The organism is Streptomyces sp. NPDC006314, from assembly GCF_040613075.1.
GTDB lineage: Bacteria > Actinomycetota > Actinomycetes > Streptomycetales > Streptomycetaceae > Streptomyces.
The window spans coordinates 1-8,819 of record NZ_JBEXRL010000050.1 but is presented as its reverse complement, the minus strand read 5'-3'; the positions used below and the strand labels follow the sequence as shown (position 1 = coordinate 8,819).

Genomic DNA, 8,819 nt, shown 5'->3' with positions numbered 1-8,819 from the left:
ACCTTCGGCATGACGGACGCCGAGTACGCCAAGTACCTCGACGACACCTTCGGCCCCTCCCCCGAGGCCCGCGCCAAGGCCGCCGAGCAGCAGGGCGGTGAGCGCTGATGGGCGTCTTCGGTGACATCGGCGACGGCCTCAACAAGGGCCTGAGCTACGGCGAACACATATACGACGAGGGCAAGAAGAAGGTCGGCGAGGCGGTCGATTACGGCACCGACAAGCTGGGCGGGGCACTGGACTACGTCGGCGCGCACGACTGGGCCGACGCTGTGGAGGACTGGGGCGACGAGGTCGCCTCCGACCTCGGGGCCACCCCCGGTGAGCAGCAGCTCGGCCAGACCGAGGAGCCGAACGAGCTGATCCACGGCAACCCGGCGAAGATCCGCGAGAGCGCCAAGCACCTGCGGGACTTCCACGGCGCCTTCGACAAGGTCAGCCAGGGGCTGAAGAAGGTCGACTCCTCCGGCTGGAAGGGCGAGGGCGGTGACGCCTTCCGGGAGAAGTTCGGCGTCCACCCCACCAAGTGGGCGCAGGCCGCGGAGGCCTGCAAGACGGCGGCGGGGGCGCTGGAGTCGTACGCCGACACCGTCAAGTGGGCGCAGGGCCAGGCCAAGGAGGCAGTCGAGCGCTACAAGAAGGGCGTGAAGGCCGCCCAGGACGCGGCCGAGGCGTACAACAGGAAGGCCGAGGCCTACAACGACAAGATCAAGGCCGACGAGGACCCGGGACCGAAACCCCAGCAGGACCACGAAGCGGGCAAGGCCGACATCAAGGCCGCCGTTCACAAGCTCGCCCAGGCCCGCAAGCAGCGCAACACCGTCGCCTTGGAGGCTCAGGGCAAGGTGAAGGCGGCACTCGCCCACGCGCCCGCCGAACCGCCGCCGCTGGAGCGCCTGGGCAACAACCTCAGCGACGGCCTGCAGGCCACAGGCACCGAACTCACCCACTTCGCTGGGGGCGTCCTCAAGGGCACGGCCGGCCTGGTCAACTTCGTCCGCGGCCTGAACCCCATGGACCCCTACAACCTCACCCACCCCGCCGCCTACCTGCAGAACGTCAGCATGACGCTCTCCGGCCTGGCCTCCACCACCGCCCACCCCGAACGCGCCGTCCAGGCCGCCGTGGACGGCTTCAAGAAGGACCCCTCGGAGTTCTTCGGCCGCATGCTCCCCGAGATGCTCGGCACCAAGGGCGCGGGACTCGCCCGGGGCGGACTCCGGCTCGGACTGAAGAAGGGCGTGGAGGAGATCGCCGAGCAGGGGGCGCGCAAGGGCGCCCGGAAGACGGCTCGAGACCTGGTGAACGAGGACCCGCACGGGCCCTCACGGGATGCGGACTCGGTGTACAGCGGTGGCACCGACCCGATCGACCTCGCCACCGGCAGGATGTACCTGCCGCAGACGGACGTCGCTCTCCCCGGCGCACTCCCCCTGGTCCTCGGACGTCGCGTCGAGTCGGGTTACCGGCTGGGCCGCTGGTTCGGGCCGTCCTGGTCCTCCACCCTGGACCAGCGCCTGGAGATCGACGCGGAGGGAGTCGTCTACGTCACGGAGGACGGCCTCCTCCTGTCGTACCCCCACCCCGCACCGGGCGTGCCCACTCTGCCCAGCCACGGCCCCCGCCTCCCCCTGGACCGGGTGGACGACGGCTACACCATCACGGACCCCCGGACCCGCCTTACCCGGCACTTCGCCGACCGCGGCCCCGACCTGGCGGTCCTGGAACAGATCGACGACCGCAACGGCAACTGGATCACCTTCGAGTACGACGAGGCGGGAGTGCCCTCGGCCGTCGTCCACAGCGGTGGCTACCGTCTGCGGATCGAGAGCGCCGACGGGCGGGTCACCGCCCTGCACCTGGCCGGCGGAGACAAGGACGGATCCGATCTCCAGCTGGTCCGGTACGGGTATGCGCAGGGGAATCTCACCGAGGTCAGGAACTCGTCCGGGAAACCCCTCAAGTTCGGTTACGACGAAGCGGGCCGGGTCACGTCGTGGACGGACACCAACGGGCACGCGTACACGTACACGTACGACGACAGGGACCGATGCATCGCGCAGGGCGGTACCGAGGGGCATATGGGCCTCCGGCTGTCCTACGGCGAAAGGGATCCGGACACCGGGCTGCGAACCACGAAGGCGGTCAACGGCGAGGGCGCCGTACGCCGGTACTTCGTCAACGACCTGCACCAGGTCGTCGCCATGGTGGATCCGGCAGGGCACACCCGGCGCTTCACCCGCGACCGGTTCCATCGTCTGCTGTCCGAGACCGACGCCGTCGGCCGTACCACTTCCCACCGGTACGACCACCTGGGAAACCTGACGGAGACCATCCGTCCGGACGGTCGGCGAACGACGTTCTCCTACGACGCCCGTGGGCTGCTCACGCGGATGGTGCGCCCGGACGGAGGCTCGCTCCGTCAGGAGTTCGACGAGCACGGGAACCGGACCTCGGTGACCGATTCAGCAGGCGGCAGGACGTCCTTCACGTACGACGAGCACGGGCGTCTGTGCGCAGTGCGCGATCCGTACGGCCGGGTGACCGACATCCGCTGCGACGCGGCCGGTCTGCCCGTCGAGGTCCGCGATCACGCGGGCAACACCATGCGATACAGGCGGGACGCCTTCGGTCGCGTCACAGCCATCACGGACCCCTTCGGTGCGACCGGTGAGATGGAATGGTCCGTCGAGGGCCATGTCACGCGCCGACGGAATCCGGACGGGACCGAGGAATCGTGGACGTACGACGGTGAGGGAAACTGCCTCACTCACACGAACACGGTCGGCGGAGTCACCCGTTTCGAATACGCCCAGTTCGATCTGCTGACCGCGCGCGTCGAGCCCGACGGTTCTCGTTACGAGTTCGGGTACGACAACGAACTCCGCCTGACCCGGGTGACCAACCCCCACGGGCAGACGTGGACCTATGAGTACGACGCGGTCGGCCGGCTGATCACCGAAACCGACTTCGGCGGACGCGTCAGCCGGCGCTCGTACAACGCCGCCGGCGACCTGGTCTCCCGAACGAACGCCCTCGGCCAGGTCGTCTCCTTCGAGCGCAACGACCTCGGGCAGATCGTCCGCAAGAGCGTCGACGGGGAGGTGGCGACGTACACCTACGACTTCACCGACCAGATCGCGCACGCCGGGAACCGCCATGCGGAACTGACTCTCCTGCGCGACCGGCACGGACGTCTGGTGTCCGAGCGGATCAACGGCCGGGAACTGGCCTACCGGTATGACGAGTTCGGACAGCTGACGGGGCGCACGACGCCGTCGGGCGCCGTCAGCGCCTGGGAGTACGATCCCGACGGCAAGCCCTGCCGGCTCACGGCCGACGGTCGCGTCATCGCGCTGGAATACGACCGGATCGGCCGCGAAGTCGGTCGCCGGTTCGGCGAGTCCTTGAGCGTCTCCCGATCGTTCGACGCAATGAACCGGCTGGTCTCCCAAGCAGTGGACCACTCTCGCCGGCGTCTCCAGTCGAGGACCTACGAGTACCGCGCGGACGGCAGCCTGACCAAGGTCGATGACCAGCTGAACGGCGTGCGGCACTATGAACTCGATCAGGCGGGCAGGACCACTCGGGTAAGCGGGGACGGCTGGGCGGAGTCCTACGCCTACGACCAGCTCGGCAACCAGACGGCCGCCGACTGGCCCGCGCGACGGTTCGGGGACGACGGGTGCGGCGATCGCGCCTACCAAGGCCCCGACCTGGTGCGCGCCGGCCGGATCCGCTACGAGCACGACGCCGCGGGACGTGTGGTGCTGCGCCAGAAGACCCGACTCTCCCGCAAGCCGGACACCTGGCGGTACAGCTGGGACGCGGAGGACCGGCTCACCCAGGTCGTCACTCCGGACGGCACGGTATGGCGGTACCAGTACGACGCTCTGGGCAGGCGCGTCGGCAAGCAGCGCATCGCCGAGAACGGTGTCGACGTGCTGGAGCAGGTGGACTTCACCTGGGACGGCACCTCCCTCTGCGAGCAGACGACCCATTGGGCGGGCTCAAGTGACTCGGTGACCCTGACGTGGCACCTCAACGGCGCCGAAGCGGTTGCCCAGAGCGAGCGCAGGACCCTGGCTACGGCCTCGCAGGAAGAGATAGACGCTCGCTTCTTCGCGATCGTGTCCGATCTCTCGGGATCTCCCTGCGAACTCATCGACGAGTCCGGAGAAATCGTCTGGCAAGGCCGGGCCACAAACTGGGGAAAGCTGTCCTGGCCGGTTCGGAGCCACGCTTACACTCCCCTGCGCTTCCCCGGACAGTATTTCGACTCCGAAACGGGCCTCAACTACAACTATCTCAGGTATTACGACCCCGAAGTCGGCCAGTACGTCAGCCTGGACCCCCTCGGCCTGGCACCGGCGGCCAATCCTGTCGGATATGTGGACCGGCCTTCTGTCTCCTGCGATCCTCTTGGACTTGCTCCGCAGAAGTCGCCGATCCCGCATAAGCCGTACGAAAGCCCAAATCTTCCCGACCTGGCAAAACACTTCAACCCCGAGGGCGGGAACACCAACTGCACTTATGTCGCCGATGCGTTCGAACGGTATATGCGCGGCGAGGGGATCAAACCGGTGCCCGCAGACATGGGAGGTCTGCAGTCCTTGGAGCGCCTGGAGAATGTGTACGGAGGGAGCTTCAACAAGACCGAATTCTGGAATATGGTCGACCATATCAGGGATTCCGGGCACGGTGCTCGCGGTATCGTCGCAGCGAGGCCCGGCGAAGGCATGCCGGGCCACGTGTTCAATATCGTGAACGACCAGGGCCGGGTGCTCTTCATCGACGCGCAGACGGGGTTCGTCAACCCTGCCCTTTACAAGACATTCAAGCTGCTGAGGACCAACTGATGTACACGATCGAGCAAGCAGAACGCGTTGCAGCGGATTATCTCCGGGAACTGGCCGCCGACTGGGACCATGAGGTCGCCATGTTCCCGGAGGATCAGTACAAGGCACAGAAGGGCGAGTTCTTCTATTTTGCCTTCCAGGGTGCGAAGTATGTCGCCACGAGGGATGACAAGTACTTCCTTTACGGACCCTGCCAGATTTCCGTACACAGCGTGACCGGCGAATGCCGACTGCTCAGCACCCAGGAATCGCTTGAAATCGACCCGTTCGACGCACGGTAGCCGCGTGTCAGGTCACCGCAGCACCACCCCCGCCCCCTCCACCACCTCCTCCGACGGCACCGCCACCAGGCCCGCTTCCGCGGCGGAGGCGAGGAGGCGGTGGGTGGGGAGGATGCGGACCGTGTAGCCGTACGGGCCGGTGCGGTCCAGGGAGAGGGGGCCCTCGTACACCAGACGGCCCTCCAGATCCGGCGTGCCGGCCGGCTTCAGCGGGACCACCGTGGCATCGGTGATGCGGTCCTCCGCGTCCACCCGGCCGGACACCGCCTGCACCTCCACGTCCTCCGGGGTCAGCTCACCGAGCCCCACCCGGACCCGCAGCCCCACGGTCGTGCCCAGTTCCGCGGTGGCCGTCGTCGCGGTCGTCTCCACATGGTCGACGGTCACCCCCTGCCAGGCGCCGCGCACCCGGGCCTTCCACTCGGCCAGTTCCCGGGCGGTGTCCGGGGTCAGCGCGCGGTGGGCCTGGGCGGCGGGGCCGTAGAGCCGGTCGACGTACTCGCGGACCATGCGCCCGGCCAGCACCTTCGGTCCGAGCAGGGTGAGGGTCTGCCGGACCATCTGGATCCACCGGTCGGGCAGCCCGCCCCGTCCGCGCTCGTAGAAGCGCGGGGTCACCCGCTGCTCCATGAGGTCGTACAGGGCCGCCGCCTCGATGTCGTCCCGGCGGTCGGGGTCGGTGCCCGCGCCGTCCGCGGTCGGGATGGCCCAGCCGAAGTCCGGCCGGAACCACTCGTCCCACCAGCCGTCGAGCACCGAGAGGTTGAGGCAGCCGTTGAGGGCCGCCTTCATCCCGGAGGTGCCGCACGCCTCCAGCGGTCGCAGGGGATTGTTCAGCCAGACGTCACAGCCCGGGTAGAGCTTCTGCGCCATCCCCATGCCGTAGTCGGGCAGGAAGACGATCCGGTGCCGGACCCGCGGGTCGTCCGCGAACCGCACCAGCTCCTGGACGAGCCGCTTGCCGCCGTCGTCCGCCGGATGCGCCTTCCCCGCGACGACGATCTGCACCGGCCGCTCCGGATGCAGCAGCAGCTCCATCAGCCTGTCCCGGTCCCGCAGCATCAGCGTCAGCCGCTTGTACGACGGTACGCGCCGGGCGAACCCGATCGTCAGGACGTCCGGGTCGAGGACCCCGTCGATCCACCCCAGCTCCGCGCTTCCCGCGCCCCGTTGCCGCCAGGAGGCGCGCAGCCGCGCGCGCACCTCCAGCACCAGCTGCTCGCGCAGGGTGCGGCGCAGCTCCCAGATCTCCTGGTCCGGGATGTCCGCGAGCGCGTCCCAGCGATCGGTGCCGCCGGCGGTCAGCGCGTCCTCGGTCCGCTGGGTGCCGATCTGCCGGGCGCCGAGCCGCAGCACCTCCGGCGCCACCCAGGTCGGCGCGTGCACCCCGTTGGTCACGGAGGTGATCGGCACCTCCTCGGCGTCGAATCCCGGCCACAGGCCCGCGAACATCTCCCGGCTGACCTGGCCGTGCAGCAGCGACACCCCGTTGGCGCGCTGGGCCAGCCTGAGCCCCATCACGGCCATGTTGAACAGGTTCGGCTCGCCGCCCGGGTACGTTTCCATGCCCAGGGCGAGGATCCGGTGCACATCGATGCCCGGGAGTTCGGCGTCCGTCCCGAAGTGCCGGGCGACCAGTTCCCGGTCGAAACGGTCGATGCCGGCCGGGACCGGGGTGTGCGTGGTGAACACCGTCCCGCCGCGCACCGCCTCCAGCGCCGAGTCGAAGTCCAGCCCGCCCGTGCACAGTTCGGCGATCCGCTCAAGGCCGAGGAAGCCCGCGTGCCCCTCGTTGGTGTGGAACACCTCCGGCTCCGGGTGCCCCGTGAGCCGGCAGTACGTCCGCACCGCCCGGACACCTCCTATCCCGAGCAGCATCTCCTGCAGCAGCCGGTGCTCGCTGCCGCCGCCGTAGAGCCGGTCGGTGATCCCGCGTTCGCCGAGGTCGTTCTCCTCCACGTCCGAGTCGAGCATCAGCAGCGGCACCCGGCCCACCTGTGCCAGCCAGATCCGGGCGTGCAGCGCCTTGCCGCCGGGCAGGGCCAGCGAGACCTGCGCCGCGGTGCCGTCGGCCTCCTTCAGCTGGGTGACCGGCAGTTCGTTGGGGTCGAGCACCGGATAGTGCTCCTGCTGCCAGCCGTCGCGGGACAGGCTCTGCCGGAAGTACCCGTGCCGGTACAGCAGGCCCACCCCGATCAGCGGCACGCCGAGATCACTGGCGGCCTTCAGATGGTCACCGGCGAGGATGCCGAGGCCGCCGGAGTACTGGGGCAGCGCGGCCGTGATGCCGAACTCCGGGGAGAAATAGGCGACGGCGGCGGGCAGGCCGTCGGCCTGTGTCTGATACCAGCGGTCGCCGGTCAGATAGTCGTCGAGGTCGTCGGCGACCGCGGTCAGCCGGCGCAGGAACCGCCGGTCGCCGGCCAGCTCGGCGAGCCGCGCCGGGCGTACGGTGCCCAGCAGCCGCACCGGGTCGCCCGCGGCCGCGGCCCAGGCCTCGGGGTCGACGGACTGGAACAGGTCGCGCGTTTCCGCATGCCAGGACCAGCGCAGATTCCGCGCCAGATCACTCAGCGGCCGGAGGGGGGCGGGGAGTACGGGACGGACGGTGAACCGACGGATCGCCTTCACATTCCACCTCGGACGCGTTGCGGGGTGAGACGCACGGCGCTGTACGTCTCGTCGTCACCCTCGACGGTAGTGGTTACCGGGGCGTCGGTGGGGACCTGCCCGGTGGGGGTGTCGAGGCGTCAAGGCCCAGTCGCCGGGCACTCGGGAAAAGAGGCCGGTCTTGTGGGTGGACGTACGCGTGAGTAGTTAACAAAGTGCCGGATTGCCCACCCGAACAGGGTGGGAAGGCTCCTCCGGTACACACCCCACAGGAGTAACCCAGCACCTCCGCAGGACCCACCTCCCCACAGCCATCCGCCCACACCCACGTTGACGCGGACAGGAGCGGTCATGCCCGCCACGCACCACTCGTCAGCACTCCCGACAAGCAGCAAGGCCAAGGCAGCGGCAAAGAAGACGACGGGCGGGAAAACGGGGAAACCCGCCGCCGGCGTTCCCGGTCCGCCCGCCACCGGGGAGCGGTCCTCCCCGGACACGTCCACCACGCTCGGCCGCATCCCCGTCCTCGACGTACGCCCGGTGGTCCAGCACGGACGCAGGCCCGCCAAAGCGGTGACCGGTGAGTCGTTCGAGGTGTCTGCCACCGTGTTCCGGGAGGGACACGACGCCGTGGCGGCGAACGTCGTGCTGCGCGATCCCGCGGGCCGGCCCGGCCCCTGGACGCCGATGCGGGAACTCGCACCGGGCACCGACCGCTGGGGCGCCACCGTGACCGCGGGCGAACCCGGCCGCTGGACCTACACGGTGGAGGCCTGGTCCGACCCGCTCGCCACCTGGCGGCACCACGCCCGGATCAAGATCCCGGCGGGTATCGACACCGGCCTGGTCCTGGCGGAGGGCGCCGAGCTGTACGAGCGTGCGGCCGCCGGAGTCCCGGACGGGCAACGGCCGGTCGTGCTGGACGCGGTGGCGGCCCTGCGCGACGAGAAGCGGCCGCCCGCCTGGCGCCTCGCGGCGGCGCTGGCCCCGGAGGTGGAAGCGGTCCTCGCCCGGTATCCGCTGCGGGAGCTGGTGACGGCGTCCGATCCGATGCCGCTGCTGGTCGAGC

Annotated in this window: 4 protein-coding genes; 3 read left to right on the top strand and 1 reads right to left on the bottom strand. The window is 69.3% G+C overall.

What is annotated here, in order from left to right; genetic code table 11:
- The first annotated feature begins 107 nt into the window (after positions 1-107).
- Positions 108-4,859 (top strand): putative T7SS-secreted protein, encoded by a 4,752-nt coding sequence (locus tag ABZ079_RS36490; RefSeq protein ID WP_356943740.1) that lies wholly within the window; start codon positions 108-110, stop codon positions 4,857-4,859.
- Complete coding sequence (locus tag ABZ079_RS36485) at positions 4,859-5,140, top strand: hypothetical protein (RefSeq protein WP_356943739.1); 282 nt, start codon at positions 4,859-4,861, stop codon at positions 5,138-5,140. Before ABZ079_RS36490 ends, ABZ079_RS36485 begins: the two co-directional genes overlap by 1 nt.
- A gap of 12 nt (positions 5,141-5,152) precedes the next feature.
- On the opposite strand, the gene ABZ079_RS36480 is transcribed toward ABZ079_RS36485, so the two are convergent.
- Positions 5,153-7,771: a glycosyltransferase family 1 protein gene (locus ABZ079_RS36480; protein ID WP_356943738.1), complete on the bottom strand. Its 2,619-nt coding sequence runs from the start codon at positions 7,769-7,771 to the stop codon at positions 5,153-5,155.
- A 330-nt stretch (positions 7,772-8,101) separates the two neighbouring features.
- Between ABZ079_RS36480 and ABZ079_RS36475 the strand changes: the two genes are divergently transcribed.
- On the top strand, positions 8,102-8,819 hold a 718-nt coding region (locus ABZ079_RS36475), incomplete at its 3' end, for a maltotransferase domain-containing protein (RefSeq protein WP_356943737.1).

Coding starts and splice junctions, on each gene's coding strand:
- ABZ079_RS36490 (WP_356943740.1), top strand. CDS start 108: ATGGGCGTCTTCGGTGACATCGGCGACGGCCTCAACAAGGGCCTGAGC.
- ABZ079_RS36485 (WP_356943739.1), top strand. CDS start 4,859: ATGTACACGATCGAGCAAGCAGAACGCGTTGCAGCGGATTATCTCCGG.